Here is a 23,816-nt window from a genome sequence, read left to right on the forward strand (position 1 = left end):
AGGTTTCCAAGGACCAGACGGATGGGACGCGCGGGGGTGTGCTGCGGTCAGGCGAGCGGGAGCGCCAGACTGTGCAGATAGCGCATCAGCGTCATCAGTACGTCGCGGCTGGAGGCGCGCAGCCGGGCGTCGCAGTCGATCACCGGTACCTCTTCGGGGAGGTCCAGGGCGGCACGCAGCGCCTCGACGGGGTGCTTCGGGGCATCGGGGAAGGTGTTGACCGCGACGACGAACGGCACGCCGCGCTCCTCCAGCCGCCCGATGACGTCGAAACTGACTTCGAGGCGGCGGGTGTCGATGAGGACCACCGCGCCGAGGGCGCCTTCGAACAGGCCGTTCCACAGGAACCAGAACCGTTCCTGGCCCGGGGTCCCGAACAGATAGAGGATCAGTTCCTCACTGATGGAGATCCGGCCGAAGTCCATGGCGACGGTGGTGGCGGTCTTGCTCTCCACCCCGAAGTTGTCGTCCACGCCGACTCCGGCCTGGCTCATGGTCTCTTCGGTGGTCAACGGCCGGATCTCGCTGACGGATCCGACCATGGTCGTCTTGCCGACCCCGAACCCTCCGACGATCACGACCTTCACCGCGGCTGCCGCCGTGGCGGGAAGGACGTCCTCGCGCCGGGGGCCGGTGATCGTGTCAGAGCTTCTGAAGTCCATGCATCACCGCTTCGAGAAGGGACCTGTCCGGGAGAGTGGCGCGGACGATGGGCGCGCGCGATTCGATGAGTTCGGCCGCGAGGAGTTCCGTGAGGAGCGAAGTCACCACGCTGAACGGCAGACCGAGGTACGCCGAGATCTCGGCGACGGACAACGGCGCCTGACAGAGCCGCAGGATCGCCGCCTGCTCGGGCTGGACCGTCGGCGTCGGCCGGGCCTTCGCGACGACCATCGTGACCAGGTCGAGCGATGCCCGCTCGCTGCCGTCGGGATCGCCGGTGATCACGTACAGCCGTTCCGGGTCGCTCAGTTCCGGATCGGTCTCTCGGCGTTCTCGTCGAGGAGAATTCATCCGGACTGCCCGTCATGGCGCGGCGGGCTCGTCAAGTGGGCACCGATCCTGACGACCATGTCGCGCATGCGCGAGCCGACGAGCCCCGCGTCGACCGTCTCGCCGGCAAGGACCGCGAGGTACGCTCCGGTTCCTGCAGCCATCAAGTAGAAGAATCCGCCGGTTACTTCGATGACGACGAGGCGCATGAGACCGTCGCTGTAAGGGATTTCGGAGGCGACAGCGGCAGCCAGGCTCTGCAGCCCTGCGCAGGCAGCTGCGAGGCGGTCGGCGACATCGGGGTCGCCGCCGTGCTGGGCGATGCGCAGACCGTCGGCGGAGAGCACCACGATCTGGTGGATGTCCGGCACGTCATCGGCCAGTTGCTTGAGCATCCAGTCCATATTCCCTCGCTGCTGGATCACTTCAGGTCTCCCTTGTCCCAGGCATCGTCAGAGTCTTCGTCGGTCTTCGGCTCCTGCGGCACGCCGTTGACGGCGTTGGTGAAGGCCTCCAGCCAGAGTCCGGGGGGCTGCGCCTTGCCGCTGTCGTTCCCCTGACCGTGACCGTTGGTATGGCCGCCGCGCTGTCCCGCGGCGGGGTCGACCGACTGTGCGGGAAGGTTGTGCGAGCCCAGGGGGGCGCGGCCGCGGCTGCGGCGTTGCGGGAGACCACCCGCGGTCCACTCGGTCACCACGGGGACGTCGTCCTCCATGGCGGCCGCGGGGACGACCGGCCGGGTGACGGGTGCGACCGGCCCGGTGGCCGGGCGCTGAGCCACCGGGGTGCGGGGCTTGCGGCGTGCCGGCACGACGTGCTTCATGGCCTCGTGGTCGATGTCACTGGTGGGCCTCGACGTGGCACCGATGCCGTGGGCGATGCCGGGAGCGGGTCCGGTGGTGATCATGGCGCGGGGCACGATGAGCACGGCGCGGACACCGCCGTACGCGGACTGCCGCAGCGAGACCTGGAGGTCGTACATCCGCGAGAGCCGTCCGACGACTGCCATGCCGAGTCGCGGGGATTCGCCGAGGTCGTTCATGCTGGAGCCGGCCTGCGCTCTGGCGAGCATGTTCTCGGCCCGCGCGCGGGCCTCCTCGCTGAGCGAGACGCCGCCGTCCTCGATCTCGATGGCGATGCCGGTCTGCACCTCGACGGCGGTGACGTGCACCCTGGTCTGCGGCGGCGAGTAGCGGGTGGCGTTGTCGAGGAGTTCGGCGCAGGCGTGGATGAGCGGTTCGACGGCCGTGCCGATGATGGCGACCTTGACGATCGAGTGCAGATCGACGCGCGGGTACTCCAGGATCCGCGACATGGCGCCGCGCAGCACACTGAACAGTGGTACGGGCTTGGGCCATTGGCGACTGGGACGGGCGCCGCCGAGTACCGCGATGGAGTCGGCGAGACGGCCGATCAGCGCCGTGCCGTGGTCGATGCGGAGCAGGTCGTCGAAGACGTCGGGGTTGCGCCCGTGGTGCTCCTCCATCTCCCGCAGTTCACTCGCCTGGCGGTGGACGATGGCCTGGACGCGCCGGGCGACGTTGACGAACGCGCGCTGCGCGGAGTCACGCATCGCCTCTTCGTTGTCGATGATGTTCAGCACCGTGTAGACGAGGGTGCGCTGGGCGTCGGGCAGATTGCGGTACAGCTCGTCCGCGTCGACGACGTCCCGGAGTACCTCTTCGGGCGAATTGCCCACGCGCAGCCGGTGGATGGCGGCCGGCAGGAGCTCCTTGCTGATCCGCACGGTCTCGTCGTCGTGTGTGGCGATGCGCCGCTCCAGGTCGACGAAGCGCCTTTCGTACACCGCGCGCTGGATACGCAGATCGCGCGCCCGGCGGGCGAGTCGAACGGTGAGTGCGGCAACCACGGCGGTGGCGAGCGCGCCGTAGCAGACGAGTGGTGTCCGCGCGGCCTCGGAAACCAGCGCCACCGCGGCGGCGGTCGCGCCGCCCATCAGGAGCACGGGCAGCAACAGGGCGCGAAAGAGTGGGGCTTCTCGTTCGATCGGCGGTGATTCAACACGAACCATCTAAAACCTCTGGCGGTTGATTCGGGAGGTATACGCGCTTGCAGGACACTCAGGAACAAGCGCTCGAATTCATATCAACTCGACTTCACTGCGCGTGAGTTTAGTCAGATCGAATCAGTGCTTCGGCACATTCACCCAACGCCCTGCGCGAGCACTCCCGCGGTAATACACTCACGAGATTTCGCACGTACCGCCTCCGAACATGCACAGAGAGTGACGGATCGGATGAATTCACGAGCCAGAGCATCTTCCGTACCGCACAGAGGGACATTTCCGAGGATTCACGGAAAGTCGACTCGAACACTCTTGCGTAAGTAGTACAGAAGATGAGGAAGCATCCGAACGACCCGATCCCAGGATCAAGCAATCCTGTTCCGCATTGAGGGGCAAGGGCACATGTGATCGAAGAGGATCAAAAGGAGTACGCACCGCGCCCATGCCGCCTCTGGCGGCCGGATGCCGCTCTCCCGGAGGACGACGGAACAGGTCTGCGCCCCCCCACTCGTTCAGGATTCCCAGAGGTCGGTGCTGTGGGCGTCCACCAGGGCGACGATGCGGGCGAGGGCGTCGTCGGCGGGCTGCGGTTCATGCCGGCGTCCGTCGCGCAGGCGCAGGGCAACATGGTCGTCGGCGGCTTCCCTGGCACCGATGACGGCTTGGTAGGGCACCAGGCGGCCTTCCCGGATGCGGGCCCCCAGGGTGCCGCGATCCGGTCCGGCGATCTCGGCCCGTAGCCCGAGGCCGGTGCACCGCCGGGCGAGCGCCTCGGCATTCGGCAGCTCGGCTTCGGAGACCGGGAGCGGCCGAGCTTGCGGTGGTCGTGCATGACGGTCTCCTCGCGGTCGTCGGACGAGTGACCGCAAGGCGAAGCCCCGGGGCACTCGCCCCGGGGCTTCGGACTGAACAGCTGTCAGCGCGCCGGGACACTCTCCGGCGTCGTCGTCATGGCAGCGCGCTTCATGCGGCGGACGTTAGCAGCAACGCACCGATGTCCGCGCGGATTTATTTCCGGTGCCGCCGGCCCTGCGGTGCGGCCGGTCCCCCGGTGCGGCCGGCCCCGACCGCGGACCAACCCGGTGGAGTCCCGGCCCCCGGTTCAGCGCCGGGCGCCGCCGATGCGTCCCTCCAGCTGCACCAGCAACTCGCTGAGCTGGGCGCTGAGCTGGGTACGGGACTGCTCGTCGAGACCGGACAGCACCATGCGTTCGTACGCCAACTGCCTGGGCAGCAACCGGTCGACCAGGTCGCGGCCCTCCTCGGTGAGGCGGACGTGGGCGACGCGGCGGTCGCGGGCGTCGCTGCGTCGGTCGACCAGCCCGCGCTCCTGAAGGACCCGCAGACGCTTGGTGACGGCGGCGCCGGAGGAGAACGTCTCCCTGGCCAGCTCGCCGGGGGTGAGTTCGCGGTCCGTCCGGCGTACGGCACCGAGCAGGTCGAACTCGGCGCGGGTCAGGCCGGCGGCGCGCAGCGGGGCGTCCTCCGCCTGCTGGAGCAGGGCCGCGCAGCGGTTGATACGACCGATGAGTTCCATCGGTCCGGTGTCCAGCTCCGGGTTGACGGCCTGCCACTGCCGCACAACCGAGGCGACGATGTCGTCGGTCACACCGCTCCGTTCTCCTGGGCAGGGGCGATCAGCCCCTGCCGTGTTGCTGTCGCCGCGAGCGTACGGTGTCCGGCCTGCTCGGCCGCGAGGACCTGTTCCCGGGGCAGAGCGCGCTGCCACCATTCGCCCGCTGCGGTGTCATCGGCCTCGCGCAGCTCGACGAGCGATCCGGTCAGCCTGCGACGGGCGGCGTCGAGGGCGGCGGGCGTGGGCTGCGGGGCGGCGAGCGTGTGCAGGGCGTGGGCGCGGGCCCGGTCGGTGGCGGCCAGGGCCTTTTCGAGGCGTCCGGCGGCCCGGCGGTTGGTCACCAGCATGGCGGCGAGGATGCCCACCCCGGCGCCGATCACGGTGTCCAGCAGCCGGTCGCCCATGAGCTCACCGGCCGGATAGGTGCCGTCGAACTCCAGGACCAGCAGGGCCATCGGCGTGACGGCGATGGAGCCGAGCCAGTAGTTGCGGGTGATCAGGGCCTCGGCCGCGAAGCCGAAGAACAGGCAGCAGCCGATGAGGGCCAGCGGTCCAGTGCGGCTGACCGGGAGGACGGCGGCGAAGACGAGGACACCGAGCAGATTGCCGAGGGTGCGCTGGAGGGCCCGGTTCCAGGACAACGTCACATTGGCCTGGTACAAGGAGGCGGCCGTGACGATCGCCCAGTAGGGCCGGCCGACGCCGGCCGCCTGGGAGACATATCCGGCCATGGCGCAGCCGATCAGTGCACGGGCGCCGATGGGGAGCAGCGGGGAACCCGGACCGAGGCTGCGCAGCAGTGCGCGACGGGCGTCGCGGCGGCTTCCGGTGCGCCGGGCGGCCCGTTCGGCGTCGATACCGAACAACTCATCGGAAGTGCCGGGGACGGGCGGCGGGGTGGGGACGGGGCCGCGGGCACGGGTCTGCCGGGCCCAGGCGCGGAGCCGTTCGGGGTCGGAGGCGGGATCGGGGGCATCGGCGGGAGCGATCGGCGAAGCGCCATGGGCGCCTGCGGCGAGGGCGGCCTCGGCGTGGACGACCAGACGTTCGAGAGCCCGGCGTACGGGGGTGGGGCTTCCGGCGTCGAGCAGCGCCTGCCAGGCCGCGTGCACGGCCGCGACCACGGCGCGCCGAGTGCGGTGGCCGGGGTCGGTGACGTATGCCGCGGCCGCGTCGAGTGCGCGGGCGGTCGCCCGGCGCTCAGGTCCCTCCCGGCGGATCAACGCGGGGCCGACCACGACCAGCCAGGAGAACATGCCCGCGGCCAGGGTCAGCGCGAGATGGCCGGGAACCTGGCCGAGGTGCTGCGGGGCAAAGAGTGCGGCCGAGGTGACGAACGTGAAGATCACCGGTCCGGGCGGGCCGATGCGGGTGGCGTCGCAGAGCATCTTCTGTCCGGCGGCGAGCAGTGCGGCCACCGCGATCAGCACGGAGACCGATCCGGTGAGCGAGGCCGCGACGAGGGATATCGCCATGCCCACGACCATGGAGACAACGACCCCCGCGACGGCTCGGGCGCGGCGGGCGTAGGGCAGGTTGTGGCCGTACAGCGCACAGAGCGAGCCTGCCATCGTGTACATCACGAGGTCGAGCCGGTCGATGGCGAGCAGCAGCAGATCCGGTACGGCGGTGGCGACGACCACGCTCAGCGCCGGCTTGAACCACATGTCCGAGGGCCGGGCGAGGCGCAGGGGGGCTGCCAGCGGGAGCCTTCGGACTGAGGGCTGCCGGGATCGGATGGTTGTATCACTCACTCAAATAATTTACCAGGTATTACACCTGTAAAACAATTTCTGCGGCGATGCCGGAACCGCGGCACCGATGGCCGCCCCCTCCACGAGCCCATAGCGTTCAACTGCACGAGGACAGACAGCCATAGGTCGATGCATTCCGAAGGAAACCGAATGAACCTCACCGAACCGGTGCCCGGCGGTCCCTGCTGGATCGAGCTGAGCACCCCCGACATCCCGGCCGCCAAGTCGTTCTACGCGGCACTCTTCGGCTGGCGCTCGGAGACCGACCCGCGTGAGGAGGCGGGGGGTTACACCATGGCGCACCTCGGAGATGCCCGAGTGGCCGCACTGAGTCCGGTCTACCAGCCGGGACAGCCGCCCGCCTGGACGGTCTCGTTCGCCAGCCAGGACACGGACGCCACGGTCGAGAAGGTGAGGTCGGCGGGAGGCTCGCTGCTGGTCGGTCCGATGGACGTGTTCGACCAGGGCCGGTTCGCGGTGGTGGCGGATCCGTCCGGTGCCGTGTTCTCGCTCTGGCAGGGCCGCGCCTTCGCCGGTGCCGAGCGGCTGAACGCGCCGGGAGCGCTCGGCTGGGTCGAACTCGTCACCCGTGAGGCCGATCCGGCGCTCGCTTTCTATCCCGCGGTCTTCGGATGGACGGTGAACACCGCTTCGGAGAGCTACACGCAGTGGGGCGTGGCCGGCGAGGACTTCGGCGGCATGCTGGTCATGGACGACAGGTTCCCCCCGGAGGCGCCACCCAGCTGGCTGCCGTACTTCGCCGTGACCGACGTCGACGTGACGGCGGCCACCGCTCAGGGGGCGGGCGGTGAACTGCTGATGCCGCCGACGAGCATTCCCGACGGGCCGCGGATCGCGGTGGTACGGGATCCGCAGGGAGCGGTGTTCGGTATTTACCGGGCGGGCGACCAGGGCTGAACCGGTTCTTGGAGCACAGCTGATGTACGAGAGCGATGCCGGACTGCTCGCCCCCGGACGGGCCGGCTCCCCCGCGGAGACGGCCACCGGCGACAGCGCCTTTCTGCAGGCGATGCTCGACGCCGAGGCCGCGCTCACCCGCGCCCAGTGCGACTGCGGGCTCGCTCCCGCCGAGGCGGGGCGGGCGGTGACCGCGGCGGCCGAGGCGAGCCGGTTCGATGTACGGGATGTGGCGCTGCGCGCACGTGCGAGCGGCAATCCGGTCACGCCGCTGGTCGTCGACCTGGTCGCCGCGGTGGAACAGGACGTCCGGCCGTATGTGCACCGCGGCGCCTCCAGCCAGGACATCCTCGACACGGCCGCCATGCTGGTCGCCGCGCGGGCCCTGGCGCCGATGCTCGACGATCTGGCGCGGGCCGCGGACGCGGTGGCACGGCTCGCCGTCGCACATCGCAACACCCCGATGGCCGGCCGCACGCTCACCCAGCACGCCGTGCCGACCACCTTCGGGCTGAAGGCCGCGGGGTGGCGTGTACTGATCCTCGACGCACGGGACCGGCTGTCGGCCGTACGGGAATCGCTTCCCGCGCAACTCGGCGGCGCGGCAGGAACATTGGCCGCCTTCAATATCTTCGCGCCCATCGATGAAGCCGATTTCGCCGACGGCGACGGCAGGGGGCTGACGGTGCTCCAGGCATTCGCGAACGAACTCGGTCTGGCCGAGCCGTTGTTGCCGTGGATCGGTCTTCGTACCCCGATCGCCGATCTGGCGGGTGCGCTCGCCTTCACCGCGGGTGCGCTCGGCAAGCTGGCGGCCGATGTGCTCACCCTGTCCCGTACCGAGATCGGCGAGGTCACCGAGGGAAGGGGCGGTGGTTCGTCCACCATGCCGCACAAGGCCAACCCGGTGCGCGCCACGCTGATCGCCGCGGCCGCGCGTCGCGCCCCGGGCCTGGCGGCGACGCTGTACGGCTCGCTCGCCGCCGACGACGAGCGGCCTGCCGGGCCCTGGCACGCCGAGTGGGAGCCGCTGCGCGAACTGCTGCGGCTCGTGGGCGGGGCCGCGCACGACGCCGCCGAACTCACCGACGGTCTGCGCGTCGTCCCGTACGCCATGCGGGAGAATCTGCAGCTCACCGACGGACTGATCGTCTCGGAGCGGCTGGCCGCCGTGTTCGCCGAACGGATCGGCCGCGAGCGCGCCCAGGAGGTCCTGGTGAGCGCCGCCGCCCGGGCCCGTGCGGAGGCCACGGATCTGGCCGACGTGCTCGCCGACGTACTGGAGGAGGAGCCCGAACTCGCCGGTCTCGACCTTACGGATCTGACCGAACCCGCCCGGTACACCGGCTGCGCGGGCCCCCTCACCGACCGTGCGCTGGACCGTGGATGACCGCGCTCACCGTCCTCGGCATCACGATCACGCGGGTGGCTGCGGACACGGCCCCCGCCCGATCGGAGATCAGCCGACAGGCTCTCAGCCGCCCGCCGGCCCCAAAGGCTCACCAGCTCACAGGACTGATCGCACAAGGGATCACATAGGCTCGGATCCCATATGAAGAGCAACCTCACACCGTTGGGGCCCAAGGCCGACAAGGACACCGTGCGCCGGAGCAACCTCAGTCTGGTGCTGCGGGCCGTCCGTGACGAGGGTGAGGCGACCAGGGCCGGGGTCGCCGCGCGGGTGGGGCTGACCCGGGCCGCGGTGTCCTCGCTCGTCGAGCAACTCATCGACATCGGGTTCCTCACCGAGTCCGGCAAGACCTTCAGCGGCCAGGCGGGTCGCCCCGGGACCGCGCTCAAAGTGGCGCGCACGGGGCCTTCCGGGCTCGGTGTGGAGGTCAACATCGACTACGTGTCGGTGTGTGTCGTCGATCTGGCGGGCACCGGCCGGGTACGGCTCACCGAGCACCTCGACAACCGCGGCGCACCGCCCGCGGAGGTGCTGGGGCGGGCCGCCGGGATCGCGGCACGCACCCTGGAGTCGGCGCGCGAGCAGGAACTGTTCCCGGTCGGGGTGGCGCTCGCCCTGCCCGGCCTGGTCTCCGGCGGTGCGGTGCACCAGGCGCCCAACCTGGGCTGGAACCAGGTTCCGGCCGGCGAACTCTTCGCCGCGGCGCTCGCCGCCGAACGGCCCTGTCGCGAGGCGCTGCCGGTGAGTTCGGAGAACGAGGCCAATCTGGCGGCGCTGGCCGAACTCTGGTTCGGCGGACTCGACACGGCCCGCAGTTTCCTCTATCTGACGGGCGAGATCGGCGTAGGTGGTGCCCTGGTCGTCGACGGTGAACTCCTGCGCGGGGCGCACGGGTTCGCCGGCGAGATCGGGCATGTGGCGGTGGACCCGGAGGGACCGCGATGCCGGTGCGGCTCGCGCGGCTGTCTGGAGCAGTACGCGGGACAGGCGGCGCTCCTGGGGGCCGCCGGGATCGAGCAGTCCGGCAGCGGCTCCGGGGTGGCGGAGCTGGAACGGCGCGCCCGGGCCGGGGACGAGCGGGCGGTGGCCGCTGTCGCGGAGGCCGGCCGGATGCTGGGGCGGGTGCTGTCCGGGACAGTGAATCTGCTCGACCCGGACGCGGTGGTGCTCGGCGGGATGTACCGGAACCTGATGCCGTGGCTGTCACCGCCCGCCGAGGAGGAGCTGAGCGGCCGGGTGGTGTCCGGGCTCTGGTCCCCCGGGAGCGGCCGTCTGCGCGCCTCGTCCGTCGCGGGTGACGCGGCTCGGGGCGCTGCGGCGCTGGTGATGACGGAGGTACTGGCCGACCCGGTGGCCTACGCGGACGGCCGGGAAGCCGGCTGATCCTCCCCGCTGCGAACGCGAGAGGGTGTGGGCCGAAGGACCTGGTGTCCGGTCCACACCCGTGGCCCCGCGTCACCGCGGGCCGAGATCAGCGGACCCCGAGCAGGTGGTCCATCGCCAGCTGGTCCAGGACCTCGAACGCCATGCCTCGCTCCGCCGCCGCGTTCACGTCGAACTCCTCGGACGCCGACCGGTCGGCCAGCAGCCCGGCCACGCCGTCCTCGGCGGTGGGTCGGGCCAGCTCGTCGAGCCGGGACGCGCGCAGCGCCTCCCGCACGGCGGGGTCGGCGCGGAAGGCGGCGGCGCGCTCCTTGAGGATCAGGTAGTTGCGCATGCAGCCCGCGGCCGAGGCCCAGACGCCGTCGTAGTCCTCGGTCCGCGGCGGCTTGAAGTCGAAGTGCCTCGGGCCCGCGTAACCGGCCGTCTCCAACAGGTCGACGAGCCAGAACGCCTGGCGCAGGTCACCGGCGCCGAAGCGCAGGTCCTGGTCGTACTTGATGCCGGACTGACCGTTCAGGTCGATGTGGAAGAGCTTGCCCGCCCACAGCGCCTGCGCGATGCCGTGCGGGAAGTTCAGCCCGGCCATCTGCTCGTGCCCGGTCTCCGGGTTGACGCCGACCAGCTCCGGGCGCTCCAGACGCTCGATGAAGGCGAGCGCGTGACCGATGGTCGGCAGCAGGATGTCGCCGCGCGGCTCGTTCGGCTTGGGCTCGATGGCGAACTTCAGGTCGTACCCCTGCTCGGTGACGTAGTCGCCGAGCAGGTCGAAGGCTTCCTTCATACGGTCGAGGGCGACCCGGATGTCCTTGGCGGCGCCGGACTCGGAGCCCTCGCGGCCGCCCCAGGCCACATAGGTGGTGGCGCCGAGCTCAACGGCAAGGTCGATGTTGCGCAGGGTCTTGCGCAGGGCGTAGCGGCGTACGTCCCGGTCGTTGGCGGTGAACGCGCCGTCCTTGAACACCGGGTGGGTGAAGAGGTTCGTCGTCGCCATGGGGACGACGAGTCCGGCTGCGTCCAGCGCCTGCCGGAACCGCTTCACGATCCCTTCGCGCTCGGTGTCCGTCGAGCCGAACGGGATCAGGTCGTCGTCGTGGAATGTCACACCGTATGCACCGAGCTCCGCGAGCCGCCGCACGGAGTCGACCGGGTCGATCGCCGTGCGGGTCGCATCGCCGAAGGGATCGCGCCCCTGCCAGCCCACCGTCCACAGCCCGAAGGTGAACTTGTCGTCGGGGGTGGGTGTGAAGCGTTCCGTCATTGCCTGGCCGCCTTCGGTGCTGTCGGGTTCCATGACCGGCCTAAGGGCTGTCCCCTATTTGTTTATGGTCATGACTAATCATGCACGGAGTGCGCCGGTCCCGTAACCCCTCATGGTCGGAAATCCGGAGAGATCGCTATACCCGGCGGACCCGATCGCGTAATTTGTTTTTCGTACGATCAAAACCCCGTGGCGGCATCCCAGCAGCCACGCCCTGGAGCGATGCGCGCCCCGCAGCCGTCTCCCTGCTTCCATCTCCCGCGCCGCAGGAACGAGGTCACCCATGCCGCCGCGTACCGTCGTCATCGGTGTGGACAGCTCCACCCAGTCCGCCAAAGCCGCCTTCGTCGACGCCGGGACCGGCCAACTGCTCGCCGCCGGCCGGGCACCGCATGCCGTCACCGGCGGGGCAGGGGCCCGCGAGAGCGATCCGGAGGTGTGGTGGCAGGCGTTGCGCGACGCCGTCGCCGCCGGACTGAAGGAGTCCGGCGTCGCCGCCTCCGCCGTGACCGGTATCGCGGTCGCCGGGCAGCAGCACGGGCTGGTCGTCCTCGACCGGGCGGGGCGTCCCCTGCGTCCCGCGATGCTGTGGAACGACACCCGCTCCGCCCCGCAGGCAGCCGCCCTCACCACGGCACTGGGCGGGCCCGAGGCCTGGACCGCTCGGACCGGATCCGTGCCGGTGGCCTCCATCACCGCGTCGAAGTGGCAGTGGCTGCGGGAGAAGGACCCGGAGATCGCCGCCGCGGCCGCGGCCGTCCGCCTCCCCCACGACTTCCTGACCGAACGCCTCGCGGGCACCGCCGTCACCGACCCCGGTGACGCCTCGGGCACCGGCTGGTACTCCACAGCGACCGGTGCGTACGACCCCGAACTGCTCGAACTCATCTGCTTGGACGCCGCGTTGCTGCCCGAGGTGGCCGAGACCGGCGCGGCCCGCATCGGCTCGCTGACCGCCGAAGCGGCCGACGCTCTCGGCCTGCCCGCCGGAATCGCCGTGGCCGCGGGCACCGGGGACAACATGAGCGCCGCCGTCGGCCTCGGCCTGGGCGGCGCCGGACTGCTGGACCACCCCGTCCTCAGCCTCGGCACCTCGGGAACGGTCTTCGCCGCCTCCCGTACACGGCCCGCGTCGACGGCACTCGCCGGCTTCGCCGCCGCGGACGGTACGTACCTCCCGCTGGCCTGCACCCTCAACTGCACGCTCGCCGTGGACAAGGTGGCCGCACTGCTCGGCCTGGAGCGCGACGACGCAGTCCCCGGCGGCGAGGCGGTGCTCCTCCCCTACCTCGACGGCGAACGCACCCCCGATCTGCCCACCGCCTCCGGCCTGCTCACCGGGCTGCGGCACGACACCACACCACAGCAGCTCCTCGGCGCCGCCTACGAGGGCGCGGTCTTCACCGTGCTGCGTGCCCTCGACGAGCTCCTGCGGGCCTGCGGTCTCGACCCGGCCGACCCCGAGGTGGCCGCCCGTCCGCTGCGCCTGATCGGTGGTGGCGCCCAGGGGCACACCTGGGTGGAGACGGTACGGCGGCTCTCCGGCCGGCCGCTGATCGTACCCGGGAGCGGCCAACTGGTGGCAATGGGCGCGGCCGCGCTGGCCGCCGCGGCGGCAACCGGCGAGGACCCGGTCGCGATCGCCGCCGGCTGGAACACCGACGAGGACACGCAACTTCCCGCCGTCCAGCGGGACTCGGCAACCTGGGAGCGGGTCGGCTCGGCGCTGGAGCGGGCCGCGGGCCCACTGCTGGGCGGGGCCTGACAGCCGTACACCCCACACACTCCGAACCTCTGCACAGCGCTCAACGCCATGCCGACCCCACACCGCGCAAGGGGCACTGACTGGCTGCCATCTCCCCTCGACCGGCCCGGGCGACGGGCCTCCGACTGCCTCCGGACCGGTTTGGGCAAGCGAAGCGATCTTCACTAGTATCCGGCGATGATCATAAGAAGAAGGCTGACGGTCGGGGTGGGCATCCTGCTCGCCACCCTGACCGCCGGACTCGGTTCGGCGCTTCCCGCCGCTGCCGGCGAAGCCCCCACCAAAGCCTCCCCCAAGGTCGAGTTGGTGCTCGACGTCAGTGGCTCCATGCGGACGCGTGACATCGATGGCCAGTCCCGGATGGCCGCGGCGAAGCAGGCGTTCAACGAGGTCCTGGACGCGGTGCCCGAGGAGGTGGAGCTCGGCATCCGGACGCTCGGCGCCGACTACCCGGGCGATGACCGGAAGGTCGGCTGCAAGGACACCAAGCAGCTCTACCCGGTCGGCCCGCTGGACCGCACCGAGGCGAAAACCGCAGTCGCCACCCTGGCCCCCACCGGCTGGACCCCGATCGGCCCGGCCCTGCTGGGCGCCGCCGACGACCTCGAAGGCGGCGACTCCACCCGCCGGATCGTGCTGATCACCGACGGCGAGGACACCTGTGGCCCGCTCGACCCGTGCGAGGTGGCACGTGACATCGCGGCCCGGGGCATCCACCTCGTCATCGACACACTGGGCCTGGTGCCGAATACGAAGATCCGCGAGCAGCTGACCTGTATCGCCGAGGCCACCGGCGGCACCTACACCGCCGTCCAGCACACCGATGAACTCTCAGGCCGAGTCAAGCAGTTGGTCGACCGGGCCGCCGAGCCCGTCGTCACACCGGTGGCGACCGAGGGCGCGGACCGCTGCTCCACGGCACCACAGCTCGAGGCCGGCCTGTACACCGACCGGGAGAAGATCGGCGAGCACCGCTGGTACCGGGTGGATGTGCCGCCCGGTCAGGAGTTGCGCGCCTCGGTGAGCGTCTTCGCGGACCGTGCCGTGAACAATGACTACGGCGTGCTGCTGCGGGCGGTGACCGTACACGGCCGCGAAATCGTCCGGGGTTCGGAGTCGGGCACCGGCCGCACCGATGCGATCTCCTCCGGCCTGCGTTACCCGAAGCCCGAGCAGGACGACACGGACAGCGGTGACAAGCCCGCCGCCGAGACCGTGTGCCTCCAGGTCAGCAACTCCTTCTCGGCCCCCGCCTCGGTGAAGACCACGCCGGGCATGCCCCTCGAGCTGACCGTGGACCTGGTGGACGCCCCGGACGACGCGGCCGATGTCGCCGCGTTCGGTCTCGGCCGCGGCTGGTGGCTGGTGGGCGTACTGGTTCTCACCGGACTGGTCGCGGGTCTGCTGACCGGCTGGCTCTCGCGCTGGCGCATCGCCGTCTGGAGGACCAACTGATGCGTACGACACGTGTACTCGCGGGTGCGCTGCTGTCCGGCCTCGCCCTGCTGACCTCGGCGGGCGTCGCCGCGGCCGACGCCCCGTCGGCGAGCCCGAGCCCGAGCGCCTCGGACGGCGGGTCCGGCCCCACCGAGGCCGGCACCACTTTCCGTACGGCCACTGCGATCCAGCAGAACCAGCGCGCCACCGCCGGGGCGTCCACGGGCGACTACCTGTACTGGGTGTTCCCCGCCGACGCGGGCCAGCGCGCCACCGTCAAGGCGAAGATCACCCTGCCGGAGAGCGCCACCCGGCACGGCGCGTCGACCTGGCAGGTCGATGTGTACGACGGGCTGCGGCGCCGTCAGGCCTGCATGTACGGCCGCCAGACCGGGAAGGCGGCGGCCGACGCGTCGGCGGTCGAGCTGACCTGTGTGCTGCGGACCGTCCGCGCCTGGTCCGAGCCGTGGGCCAACGACCCGCTGCCGGGCAGCTACTACGTACGCCTCACGGTCGTCGACCTGCCCTCGGCGGACCTCGGTCTTCCGGTGCAGACCGAGGTCGAGGTCACGACGGCCGACAAGGGCGGCGCCGCGGATGTGGACGGCACTCTCGCCGAGCCGCTGGTCCCCGGTGCCTCCTCCGTCGAGCAGGCCTCGGACACGAGTGGCGACGACCGGCCGGCCGAGGTCGCGCTCGGCAGCGAGCCGGAGGACGGCTGGGCCTCCGGCTGGTGGACCGATCGCTGGCTGTGGACGGTCGGCGGCGGAGTACTGGGGGCGCTCGCGGCCGTCTTCGGCTACTCCCTCACGCGCGGCAACGGCCGCCCGTCCCGGGTCCCGCCGGGCGTGTGACCCGCACGAGGTGGATCCGGGGTGGGGGCATGGGTACGTGCGCCCCCACCCCGGCCCGCTGGCTCAGCCTGCGATCAGGGCCGGATCGCTCGTACCCGCCTCGCCCGTCTCTACGTGTCCGGCAAAGCGGCGCAGGAACGTGGTATCCGTGTCGGAGACCACCGAGATGTCGTACCAGCGGCTGCTCCCCCGCAGGTCCACCGAGTGGTTCACGGTCGCGCCCGCCCGTACCGTGAACGTCTGCACAGAACCGCCGTAGGCGTCCCGCAGTGTCAAATGAACGTCTCCGGTACCGGTGTGAGTCATCGTCAGGTCAAGATGCCCATTGCCGGCGTTGTGACGGGCGGTCACCTCGGGCCCTGCTGCCTTGCCGGGCCCTTTGAAGGTACGAAGGAAGCCGTTCGGACCGTACACGCTGAGGTTGGTCACTCCGTTGGAGTAGGCCGTGTTCCACGCGTCGAAGATCGACTTGCCGGCCTCGGTGGTGTACGTCCACGGTCCGTCGGTACGGTTCGCTGACGTCACCAGGAACTGTGCCCCGGCCGCGGCGCCGCCGCTGAAGGTGAGACCGTACTTTCCGGTCGCCGGATTCGCCGAGCCGTCCACGTACGGCGCGTAGGGCAGCGGCCGGGTGGGCCGGGAACCCGGTTCCTGTTTGGGAACACTGCCGACGGCGGGCGGCACGGGCACATAGTCGGGATGCCGGTTGCGGTCCGGCGGCAGGTACCCGTCGGTGGAGGGGAGGGCGACGGGGGCGGTATCCGTACGGCGGAAGTCGAACGCGGAGGTGAGGTCACCGCAGATGGTGCGTCGCCAGGGCGAGATGTTCGGTTCCTTCACCCCGAAACGTCGCTCCATGAACCGGATGATCGAGGTGTGGTCGAAGACCTCGGAGCAGGAGAACCCTCCCGTGCTCCACGGCGAGACGACCAGCATCGGAACGCGCTGCCCCAGACCGTACGGGCCTGCAAGGTACCTGATGTTGCCCGCGAAGTAGTCGGCGGAGGTCGCCACGGTGGACAGCCCCTGCGCGGCCCCGGACGGCGGGTACGGCGGCACGATGTGGTCGAAGAATCCGTCGTTCTCGTCGTACGTGATGAACAGGGCGGTCCTGCCCCACACCTCCGGGTTGGACGTCAGCGCGTCCAGCACCTGCGCGATGTACCAGGCACCGTAATTCGCGGGCCAGTTGGGATGCTCGGTGAAGGCTTCCGGGGCGACGATCCAGGAGATCTTCGGAAGGGTCCCGGCCTTCACATCGGCCCTGAGCCTGTCGAAGAGCCCGTCGCCGTTCTTGGCGTCGGTGCCGGTGCGAGCCTTGTCGTAGAGCGGATCGCCGGGCTTGGCATTGCGGTAATTGTTGAAGTACAGCAGCGAGTTGTCGCCGTAGTTGCCCCGGTACGCGTCGTTGATCCATCCCCAGGACCCTGCGGCATCGAGCCCGTCGCCGATGTCCTGGTAGATCTTCCAGGAGACCCCGGCCTTCTCCAGCCGTTCGGGGTACGTCGTCCACCCGTAGCCGGCCTCGTCGTTCCCGAGCACGGGGCCGCCGCCGGTGCCGTCGTTACCGGTGTATCCCGTCCACATGTAGTAGCGGTTGGGATCCGTTGAGCCGATGAAGGAGCAGTGGTATGCGTCGCAGATGGTGAACGCGTCGGCGAGGGCGTAGTGGAACGGTATGTCCTCGCGGGTGAGGTAGGCCATCGTCGTCGCCGACTTGGCGGGCACCCACTTGTCGTACGCGCCCTTGTTGAACGCCCAGTGGCCGCCCGCCCAGTCGTGGTTGAGGTCCTGGATGAACTGGAGTCCGAGGTTGTCGGCCGTCGGCCGGAACGGCAGCACATCCTTGAAGCCGGACGACTGGTGCCACACCGGTTTGCCGCTGGGCAATGTCACCGGACGTGGGTCACCGAAGCCGCGTACGCCCTTCAGTGTGCCGAAGTAGTGGTCGAACGAGCGGTTCTCCTGCATCAGCACGACGATGTGCTCGACATCCTCGAGGGTGCCGGTGGCGCCTTTCGCCGGGAGGGAGGCAGCGCGAGCGATGCTGTTCGACAGCATGGTGAAGGCGGCTGCGCCTCCGGCGAGTTGCATGAAGCGACGTCGGTCGAGTTCGGCCATGGGTGAGGACCTCTGCGGGGTGAGGAGGGTGTGGGGCGAATGCGACTGGAGTGTTCCAGAGTTCGCATGGGCTGCGAAAGACCGTCGCTGTGTGGACACGGTGGTGATCCGCCGAACAGCAGTCGGCGGGGTGGTGCGCGACCGGCGCGGCGGGCGTGGCCGCGGTGGCCTGTCCGACCCTGCTCCTCGGACAGGCCGAGGGCCGCCCGAACGGTTCGGGCGGCCCTCGGCGTCACTTCGATATCCGTCGATGGGCGTCAGCGCCCGCGCCGGGTCACTCCTTGACGGCGATGCCACCGAAGGCATCGACATCGGCGGGAACGGTCGCGCTCTCGGTGTCGGGCCGCCACTCGCTGAGCCGGACGAAGCCGGGGTCGAGGATCCGCAGCCCGTCGAAGAGAGTGACGATCTCGCTCGGCTCACGGACGTAATAAGGCACTGCGCCGCTCTCGATGTATGCCTTCTCCGCGGCGATCATGCCCTCGCTGGTACGCGTGCCGTCGTACACCACGAGGTGGCTGCCGGACGGCAGGCCCGCCATCAACCGGCCCACCACCTCACGCGCGCGCGAGAAGTCGCCCGCGTGACCGAGTATGCCGAGCAGCATCAGGGCCACAGGGCGGTCGAAGTCGAGTGTCTTCGCGGCCTCGGCAAGGATGGCGTCCGGCTCGTAGAAGTCGGCGTCGATGTAGTCGGTGACTCCCTCGGGTGAGCTGGTGAGCAGGGCACGGGCGTGCGCGAGAACGAGCGGGTCGTTGTCCACGTACACGATGCGTGACTCGGGGGCGATGCCCTGGGCCACCTGGTGTGTGTTGTCCGCAGTGGGCAGGCCGGTCCCGATGTCCAGGAACTGCCGGACACCCCGGTCCTCCACCAGGTGACTCACCGAGCGGCGCAGGAACTGCCGTCCCGCTACCGCTACGTCAACAAGGCCCGGGAAGAGCGTCTTGATCTGATCGCCGATCTCACGGTCGACCTCGTAGTTGTCCTTGCCGCCGACGAAATAGTTCCAGAAGCGGGCGGAGTGCGGCCTGGTGGTGTCGATCCGTTCCGACACCGGTGTGGCACACCGACTGGCGGACGGCTGCTGCTGCTCACTCATGAAGACCTCCAAGCCCCACAAACGATCAAACGATGGCCACAACCTACCTGTACGTCCATCTTGTTGCGGCTGGTGCGGGACTTGACGCGAACGCGCCGCCGGCGTGATGCGGGAAACCCGGCCGCCCCTCAGGGTGCCTTGAACAGCTCCGGGAAGCGGGGAGCGAGCCAGGGCTTGCGACCCCAGGCGAGGACATGGCCGCGGGCCATGGCGCCCCATGGGCTGCAGCGGCCGAGCGCCATCAGGAGGAAGGTGACCGGCTCGACAAGGATCGTGCAGTCCGGGCGGGTTGGCGGCTGCGGGGTGACGGATACGACGCCGTCGGTGAAGGTGGCACCGAAGCGGGCGCCGCCACGGAGACGGATCGTGTAGCGGGCGGTCAGCCGGGCGATGGCAGTGGCGTCGGTCGCCCGGGGCATCACCGTGATCAGGAAGGGCAGCGACAGTTCGACCCGGGTGCGGTCGAGCATGTGGGGGCGGCCCAGCGCACGGGCGAGGTCGTAACCATGGCCGAGCATGTGTGTCAGCAGGTACGAGCCCAGCACCACCCGGCTCATCGGGCCCAACGGGGTGAACACGTTCCCGTCCGTCGTGCACCGGTCCATCGCCGTGAGGTACGCGTCCGCGTGCCTCACGATCATCTCGGCCAGCGGATCGGCGTCCCGCTCCTCGAAGCCGGCGAGCGCGCGCTCATTCGCCGTGGCCAGACTCTGCGGTGTTCCGTCGCCGTAGCTGCGTTCCTGCCCGGCCGCGATGTCGGCCATCAGCTCGTTGGCCTGCGCCAGATGCGCTGCTGCCTGCCCGACGGTCCACTCCGAGGCGGGCACCCGAACTCCCGTGTCGGCCGCCCCGCGCAGCACCTCGGCGATCTCCCCGGCGGTGGCGCGTATCGCCTCGCCGAGCCCTTCGGGCAGCGTGCCTCGTACCTCGTGTCCGGTCACTGATTCCACGTTTCCCTCCGCCTCGACCGCACCTGTACGCGGGATGCGCACAGCCCGGTCGCGGGTCTCGTTACTGATCACCACGGTGCCCGCGGTACACAGGACCAGGTGACGGGGCCTGCGACAAGTGCCGGCACCAGAACGGCAGCGGCCGGCAGCGGACATCTGCCGCCGCCACCGTGAGCGGCCCATGCCCGGGGCCGTATCGAGCTCGGGCCCTATCGAGCTCGTGCCGTACCGGCTCGGCGGCGCTTCACCGGTTCTGCCGCGCCGAGAACATCACATGGATCCGCCAGTCCCCCGTCCGCACCGAGAGTCCGTCCGTCAGGTCCTTGTCGCCGCCCCGCGCCGTGTCGGTGAGCCAGATGTTGACGGCCGCGCCGAGAACCACGGCGTCGAGCGGTGGTCGCCGTGTCCCCCATTCCCGTTCGGTGCGGGCCTCCAGCTCGCGGCCGCCGCGCAGGCGGATCAGACAGCGGGTCGCGTCGAGTGCCGCGACCAGGACATTCGCGTGCTCGGATCGCCGGCTCTCGCGGTCGATCCACTCCGCGGCCGGGAGCTCGGCTTCGATGCCGGTCCGGGCGACGACCTCAGCGGCCTGTCTCCACAGCAGATGGTTCTCTTCGTCCGTGACGGCGTAGAACCCTCTGGCCTCGGTGTGGTCCCCGGCGACCAGCGGCCAGCGCCGGACCTCGACGGTTCCCGTCCCGTCGTGGGCGCCGGTGATGTCATAGGCCGTGGGTGCGGTGCGGCGTGCCGGTTCGGGTGCCGGGACGGGGGCGGGGTGTGGTGCGTGCGGGGGCGTGCGTACGCCGCGCGGTGCCAGGAACGCGTACATCCGGTCCTGTGTCGTCGCACCCGAGGTATCGACGGAGGCGAGTTGACGGTCGACGACCGCTCTCAGGGTTTCGGGGTCGTAGTGGCTTTCCGCGTCCAGTAGTTGGGCGTACACATCGCCGTCGGGGTCGAGCCGGGGAGCCCGGTGGCCGAATGCGGCGGCAGGGGATGCGGGATCCAGTTCGTCGAGCCCGGTAGCGGCCAGCAGAATGACCCGGTCGGCGGCCGCCGAGTAGAAGGAGGTGGAACCGTGGTCGCCCACCACCCAGTCGCTGGCCACCACCGCCGCGCGCCAGCCCTCCTGCGGCGGGATGATCATGAGTCCGGCGTCCATCGCATCGCCCAGCCGGTCGAACACGCCGTCAGGGGTGTGGCGTGCCCAGACGTTGGGGTGGAAGACGGCCGCGACCGCGAACTCGTCGACGGGCAGTGAGGTGACGAGCCGCAGTGGCAGGCCCGGATGGCGGCCGAGGAGCGAGTGGCTGCTCCAGGTGGAGTGGATGACCACCAGCCGTCGTCCGTTGACGGCACCGAGTTGCGCACGGTAATGATCTCGACGGGACATGCTGGCCCTGATCCGCTGGAAGCACCAGTCGCCCACGGTCACGGCGTACGGGACCGCTTCCGGACAGGTCTCGGCGAGCCGGTCGATCTGGTCCTGGTGCGAGACCCCGATGGCCGCGGGAACCACCTTGCCGCGCCACATCAGTTCCCGCCGGGAGAGCCCGGCGGGCGTCTCGGTGTCCCCGGTGGACTCCGCCACCAGACGGTTGTAGCCGGCCCCGTGCGGCAGGACCATCAGCGGGGCGTCCAGCCGCCTCATCGTCGGATGCACCGAACAGGCGACGGCCAGATCGAACGAGCGCCGGGTGGCCTCCTCCCAGGTGAGCACCCGTACGCCCATGGCGGAGAGGTACTCGCCGAGCCCGTCACCGAACGCCGAGCCCGGGTTGACCGTGTAGTACTTCTCGATGCCGTCCTCGGCGCGCAGCAGCCGCATGATGTCGAGCACGCGCGTCGCGGAGGTGAGGGTGCGTGCCACACCGAGGACCGCGGCCTTCGGCGGCTCCCAGGTGTTCCAGCGGGACCGGTCGGGCCGGGTGGACCGGATGGCCCGGCGGCGCAGCTTCGACGGCACCAAGGTCAACAGTGGCTCCGGAACAGTGAAAGGGGTGGGCGGTGGCGGTCGTCGGTGTGGTTCACCCGGCCGGTGGTGTCATGCCCACCCGCCGACGGAGCTCCCGCAGCTTGTTGTCGCAGGCTTCGCGCAGCGGCATGTCGTCAGTCCGTTCCGCCAGCTCCGTGAGGAGTGAGAGTGCCTGGTCGAGCTTGGCGTACTGCTTGGACCGCGCGGCCTGATCGGCCGCCGCGGTGACGGCCTCGACGGCACGTTCCCATTTCTCCAGGCCGATCAGGGCCCGGGCCGTGACCAGGCCGATACGCGGCTGCATGGCCGCGTCGCGACTGTCCCGGGCGGTGGCTGCGGCGCCGTCCAGCACATCGAGGGCCTGCTGCCAGTGGCCTCCTGCGACCAGGGCCTGCCCGATGTTGTAGCTCTGCACGACGATGCCGTGCCGGTCACCGCACGCGGCGTTGGCGTGGAGCGCGCGCTCGAAGAGGTCGCGGGCGTCGTCGGAGCGTTCGAGGGAGAGCGCGATCAGTCCCCGGGTCTCCCACACCGCGCCGCTCAGGCGGGCGTCGTCCACCAGATCGATCAGAGCGGTTGCGGCCTCCAGTTGGCGCTCGGCCCGTTCGAACTCGCCGAGTTCGTACTCGGCCCGGGCCAGTTGGTTGCGCATGCGGATTTCGACGTCCGGCCGGCCTTCCCGTTGGGCGGCCTCTGTGCCGAGCCGGTGTGCCTCGATCCAGTCGGCGTGGTGCTTGCGGCTGTGGTAGAGCGCCCACAGTGATTCGCAGAGCCGCCACACGGCGTCGTACCACTGTTCCGCGGCGGCGAGGCGCAGTACGGACAGGAGATTGGCCCGCTCGGCGTCCAGCCAGTCCAGGGCATCGGCGCGGTCGGTGAAGAGGGGTGTGCGCGCGGAGAGATCACTCATCGAGCGCGCCGGAGGCTCCTGCAGCCGCATACGAGGGCCGAGAATCATGGTGTCCGCGTGCGCCGCGGCATCGACGTAGAAGTCGACGACCGCGCGCAGTGCGGCCCGGCGCTCCTCCTGGGGAACGGCCGCCGCCCGCATGCGGGCATGCGTACGGACGATGTCGTGCAGCCGGTAGCGGGGGACGCCGTCCTCCGCCTCCGCGGCAACGGCCAGATGCGCCATGAGAAGGTCCCCGAGGGCGTCGTCGACGTGCACGGCGCCGGCGGCCCGGAGCAGGGCACCTGTCACTGTCTTCACCGGAAGGAGCCCGAGCAGGCGGTACAGCTGCTGCGTATGGTCGCCCAGCCCGCCGACCACGGTGTCGAGCGCGGCCCCGACGCTTCCAGAACCCGTGCCGCCCGTCATCGCCCCGCCCATCCGTGCTTCGGTCACCGCCGTGTGCCCCGGCTCCTCCCCCGTGGTGCGTTCGTGCTCGGCGGCGAGATCGCGCACCACGTCGTCGAGCCGCAGCTGGGGTCGCCCGGCCAGCCACTCCCCCACGGCGCGCAGGGCGAGCGGCAGCCCACCGCACAGTCGTACCAGTTCGGCGGCGGCTTCCTGGGCAGCCGTGACGTGCCATCGGCGTACCAACTGCACACCCGCGCCCACGTCGAGGGGGTCCACGACGATCGACACCGCTCCGTCCATTTCCAGCGAGGGCAGGCGTCTGCGGCTGGTGACGACGAGGAGACCGCTGGGCGGCATCAGTGGCCGCGCCTCCGGGGCATGTTGCACATTGTCCGCGACCACCAGCACGGCGCGATCGGCCGTGATGCTCCTGAACAGCCCCGTCCGCTCGGCGAGTCCAGGGGGCACGTACTGCTCGTGCACCCCCAGGGCCCGCAGAAACCCGGCCAGCACCCCGGCGGTGTCCACGACCCCGTCCCGGCGGTGGTCGTCGAGGTCGACGTACAACTGACCGTCCGGGCAGCGCTCCTTCACATCCCGCCCGACCCACTGCGCCACCAGTTGTGTCTTGCCCACGCCGCCGAGCCCGGTCACCACCACGATGCCGGGCGACTGCCCCAGGGAGTACGAAGCGGCGACCGCGCGAAGGGCGGCGAACTCCGCGGTGCGGTTGACGAAGCAGCGGCTGGGTGGTGGCACCTGGCTCGGTGGCACGCCCGGCGCACCGGGCGGCAGCACGATCTGTTCCACGTGCCGGGCCATGACCAACGGTCCGGCCACCACCGCGTTCCCCGAAAGGGTGTTGTGCACGGCCCCCTCGTCCTCCGTACCGCAGCTGATCACCCGTACTCCCTCCCCGACCCGTATCCGCGGCGTCCAGACTAGTGCCGCGACCGTCATCGGGGGGCCGGCGAACAGTTCCATGGCTGGGCC

The 23,816-nt window shown here is 70.4% G+C and carries 18 protein-coding genes and 1 pseudogene; 6 read left to right on the forward strand and 13 right to left on the reverse strand.

Going from position 1 to position 23,816, the window contains the following annotated elements:
* Positions 1–47: 47 nt before the first annotated feature.
* The 7 genes and pseudogenes from ACH4EW_RS15760 to ACH4EW_RS15790 all read right to left on the reverse strand — a co-directional run bounded on the left by ACH4EW_RS15760 (position 48) and on the right by ACH4EW_RS15790 (position 6,349).
* Positions 48–662: a GTP-binding protein gene (locus ACH4EW_RS15760; RefSeq protein ID WP_398256725.1), complete on the reverse strand. Its 615-nt coding sequence runs from the start codon at positions 660–662 to the stop codon at positions 48–50.
* Positions 643–1,014 (reverse strand): DUF742 domain-containing protein, encoded by a 372-nt coding sequence (locus ACH4EW_RS15765; protein ID WP_398256728.1) that lies wholly within the window; start codon positions 1,012–1,014, stop codon positions 643–645. The genes ACH4EW_RS15760 and ACH4EW_RS15765 overlap by 20 nt, the downstream gene beginning before the upstream one ends.
* Positions 1,011–1,418, reverse strand: coding sequence for a roadblock/LC7 domain-containing protein (locus ACH4EW_RS15770; RefSeq protein ID WP_398256730.1), 408 nt, complete (start codon positions 1,416–1,418; stop codon positions 1,011–1,013). The genes ACH4EW_RS15765 and ACH4EW_RS15770 overlap by 4 nt, the downstream gene beginning before the upstream one ends.
* Entirely contained in the window at positions 1,415–3,025 is a 1,611-nt protein-coding gene (locus ACH4EW_RS15775; RefSeq protein ID WP_398256733.1) for a sensor histidine kinase, read from the reverse strand. The genes ACH4EW_RS15770 and ACH4EW_RS15775 overlap by 4 nt, the downstream gene beginning before the upstream one ends.
* Positions 3,026–3,531: 506 nt before the next feature.
* Positions 3,532–3,843 (reverse strand): annotated as a pseudogene (locus ACH4EW_RS15780) (His/Gly/Thr/Pro-type tRNA ligase C-terminal domain-containing protein); the annotation flags it as partial.
* 278 nt (positions 3,844–4,121) lie between these two features.
* Entirely contained in the window at positions 4,122–4,628 is a 507-nt protein-coding gene (locus ACH4EW_RS15785; protein ID WP_398256736.1) for a MarR family winged helix-turn-helix transcriptional regulator, read from the reverse strand.
* Positions 4,625–6,349, reverse strand: a complete 1,725-nt coding sequence (locus tag ACH4EW_RS15790) for an FUSC family protein (RefSeq protein WP_398256738.1) — start codon at positions 6,347–6,349, stop codon at positions 4,625–4,627. Before ACH4EW_RS15790 ends, ACH4EW_RS15785 begins: the two co-directional genes overlap by 4 nt.
* 150 nt (positions 6,350–6,499) lie before the next feature.
* On the opposite strand from ACH4EW_RS15790, the gene ACH4EW_RS15795 reads away from it, so the two are divergent.
* From ACH4EW_RS15795 to ACH4EW_RS15805, 3 genes are all read left to right on the forward strand, one after another.
* Positions 6,500–7,267, forward strand: coding sequence for a VOC family protein (locus tag ACH4EW_RS15795; RefSeq protein WP_398256741.1), 768 nt, complete (start codon positions 6,500–6,502; stop codon positions 7,265–7,267).
* Positions 7,268–7,289: 22 nt separating this feature from the next.
* Complete coding sequence (gene pcaB, locus ACH4EW_RS15800; protein WP_398256743.1) at positions 7,290–8,657, forward strand: 3-carboxy-cis,cis-muconate cycloisomerase; 1,368 nt, start codon at positions 7,290–7,292, stop codon at positions 8,655–8,657.
* A 162-nt stretch (positions 8,658–8,819) separates the two neighbouring features.
* Positions 8,820–10,061, forward strand: a complete 1,242-nt coding sequence (locus tag ACH4EW_RS15805) for an ROK family protein (RefSeq protein WP_398256745.1) — start codon at positions 8,820–8,822, stop codon at positions 10,059–10,061.
* Positions 10,062–10,149: 88 nt separating this feature from the next.
* Here the strand turns inward: ACH4EW_RS15805 and xylA are convergent, their stop codons facing one another.
* Positions 10,150–11,319: a xylose isomerase gene (gene xylA, locus ACH4EW_RS15810; RefSeq protein WP_398256747.1), complete on the reverse strand. Its 1,170-nt coding sequence runs from the start codon at positions 11,317–11,319 to the stop codon at positions 10,150–10,152.
* A gap of 283 nt (positions 11,320–11,602) precedes the next feature.
* Between xylA and xylB the strand changes: the two genes are divergently transcribed.
* From xylB to ACH4EW_RS15825, 3 genes are all read left to right on the forward strand, one after another.
* Positions 11,603–13,084 carry a xylulokinase gene (xylB, locus tag ACH4EW_RS15815; RefSeq protein ID WP_398256749.1) on the forward strand — a complete coding sequence of 494 codons (1,482 nt, stop codon included), beginning with the start codon at positions 11,603–11,605 and terminating at the stop codon, positions 13,082–13,084.
* A gap of 177 nt (positions 13,085–13,261) precedes the next feature.
* The gene (locus tag ACH4EW_RS15820) at positions 13,262–14,539 is read left to right on the forward strand and encodes a VWA domain-containing protein (RefSeq protein WP_398256751.1); all 1,278 of its coding nucleotides are present in this window, start codon (positions 13,262–13,264) and stop codon (positions 14,537–14,539) included.
* Positions 14,539–15,375, forward strand: a complete 837-nt coding sequence (locus ACH4EW_RS15825; protein ID WP_398256753.1) for a hypothetical protein — start codon at positions 14,539–14,541, stop codon at positions 15,373–15,375. The genes ACH4EW_RS15820 and ACH4EW_RS15825 overlap by 1 nt, the downstream gene beginning before the upstream one ends.
* Before the next feature lie 63 nt (positions 15,376–15,438).
* On the opposite strand, the gene ACH4EW_RS15830 is transcribed toward ACH4EW_RS15825, so the two are convergent.
* The 5 genes from ACH4EW_RS15830 to ACH4EW_RS15850 form a co-directional block, all read right to left on the reverse strand.
* Positions 15,439–17,496, reverse strand: coding sequence for a phosphocholine-specific phospholipase C (locus ACH4EW_RS15830; protein WP_398256755.1), 2,058 nt, complete (start codon positions 17,494–17,496; stop codon positions 15,439–15,441).
* 274 nt (positions 17,497–17,770) lie between these two features.
* Entirely contained in the window at positions 17,771–18,598 is an 828-nt protein-coding gene (locus ACH4EW_RS15835) for an SAM-dependent methyltransferase (RefSeq protein WP_398256757.1), read from the reverse strand.
* A gap of 128 nt (positions 18,599–18,726) precedes the next feature.
* Entirely contained in the window at positions 18,727–19,548 is an 822-nt protein-coding gene (locus ACH4EW_RS15840) for a maleylpyruvate isomerase family mycothiol-dependent enzyme (protein ID WP_398256874.1), read from the reverse strand.
* 244 nt (positions 19,549–19,792) lie between these two features.
* On the reverse strand, positions 19,793–21,523 hold the full coding sequence (locus ACH4EW_RS15845; protein ID WP_398256760.1) for a hypothetical protein: 1,731 nt from the start codon (positions 21,521–21,523) through the stop codon (positions 19,793–19,795).
* A gap of 52 nt (positions 21,524–21,575) precedes the next feature.
* Entirely contained in the window at positions 21,576–23,726 is a 2,151-nt protein-coding gene (locus ACH4EW_RS15850; protein ID WP_398256762.1) for a regulator, read from the reverse strand.
* Between the last annotated feature and the right edge of the window lie 90 nt (positions 23,727–23,816).

The sequence above is a fragment of the Streptomyces sp. NPDC018000 genome, assembly GCF_044328025.1.
GTDB lineage: Bacteria > Actinomycetota > Actinomycetes > Streptomycetales > Streptomycetaceae > Streptomyces.

Bases quoted from the DNA above. Each gene is read 5' to 3' on its own strand.
- ACH4EW_RS15760 (WP_398256725.1), bottom strand. From the start codon at position 662: ATGGACTTCAGAAGCTCTGACACGATCACCGGCCCCCGGCGCGAGGAC.
- ACH4EW_RS15765 (WP_398256728.1), bottom strand. From the start codon at position 1,014: ATGAATTCTCCTCGACGAGAACGCCGAGAGACCGATCCGGAACTGAGC.
- ACH4EW_RS15775 (WP_398256733.1), bottom strand. From the start codon at position 3,025: ATGGTTCGTGTTGAATCACCGCCGATCGAACGAGAAGCCCCACTCTTT.
- ACH4EW_RS15795 (WP_398256741.1), top strand. From the start codon at position 6,500: ATGAACCTCACCGAACCGGTGCCCGGCGGTCCCTGCTGGATCGAGCTG.
- pcaB (WP_398256743.1), top strand. From the start codon at position 7,290: ATGTACGAGAGCGATGCCGGACTGCTCGCCCCCGGACGGGCCGGCTCC.
- ACH4EW_RS15805 (WP_398256745.1), top strand. From the start codon at position 8,820: ATGAAGAGCAACCTCACACCGTTGGGGCCCAAGGCCGACAAGGACACC.
- xylA (WP_398256747.1), bottom strand. From the start codon at position 11,319: ATGACGGAACGCTTCACACCCACCCCCGACGACAAGTTCACCTTCGGG.
- xylB (WP_398256749.1), top strand. From the start codon at position 11,603: ATGCCGCCGCGTACCGTCGTCATCGGTGTGGACAGCTCCACCCAGTCC.
- ACH4EW_RS15820 (WP_398256751.1), top strand. From the start codon at position 13,262: ATGATCATAAGAAGAAGGCTGACGGTCGGGGTGGGCATCCTGCTCGCC.
- ACH4EW_RS15825 (WP_398256753.1), top strand. From the start codon at position 14,539: ATGCGTACGACACGTGTACTCGCGGGTGCGCTGCTGTCCGGCCTCGCC.
- ACH4EW_RS15830 (WP_398256755.1), bottom strand. From the start codon at position 17,496: ATGGCCGAACTCGACCGACGTCGCTTCATGCAACTCGCCGGAGGCGCA.
- ACH4EW_RS15835 (WP_398256757.1), bottom strand. From the start codon at position 18,598: ATGAGTGAGCAGCAGCAGCCGTCCGCCAGTCGGTGTGCCACACCGGTG.